Genomic DNA, 590 nt, shown 5'->3' on the forward strand with positions numbered 1-590 from the left:
GAGCAGATTGACCGCCGACGTCAGGCGCGGCCAGTCGTCGTCTTCGAGTTGGCCGGAACGCACTTTGGTCTGATCGATTCGGCCGAGCGAAGACAGCATACGCATGATCAGCGATTCGCCTGGCATCTCGAGGGAGTAAACCAGGACAGCCTTCTCGCTGCGCAACACGGCGTTTTCCACTAGGTTCATCGCGAAGGTGGTTTTACCCATCGACGGACGGCCGGCAACAATGATCAGGTCGGACGGCTGCAAGCCGCTGGTCTTCTCATCGAGGTCGGTGTAACCCGTAGACAGACCGGTGATCGCGTCGGCGGTGTTGAACAACGTGTCGATGCGGTCGATGGCCTTGGTCAGCAGCTCATTGACGCCGACCGGGCCACCGGTCTTGGGCCGCGCTTCGGCGATCTGGAAGATCTGCCGTTCGGCTTCGTCGAGGATCTCTTCGGCGGTGCGGCCTTCGGGGTTGAAGGCGCTGTCGGCAATCTCGGTGCTGATGCCGATCAGTTGGCGCAACGTCGCACGCTGGCGGACGATCTGCGCATAGGCCTTGATGTTGGCGACGGACGGGGTGTTTTTCGCCAGTTCGCCAA

The 590-nt window shown here is 61.4% G+C and carries 1 protein-coding gene; it reads right to left on the minus strand.

The genetic code is table 11. From position 1 onward, the window contains the following. The coding region (locus J5M56_RS23885) for a DnaB-like helicase C-terminal domain-containing protein (RefSeq protein WP_279381838.1) at positions 1-590 on the minus strand (590 nt) is incomplete at both ends.

This window comes from Pseudomonas sp. 51_B (assembly GCF_017491595.1).
GTDB classification, from domain to species: domain Bacteria; phylum Pseudomonadota; class Gammaproteobacteria; order Pseudomonadales; family Pseudomonadaceae; genus Aquipseudomonas; species Aquipseudomonas promysalinigenes.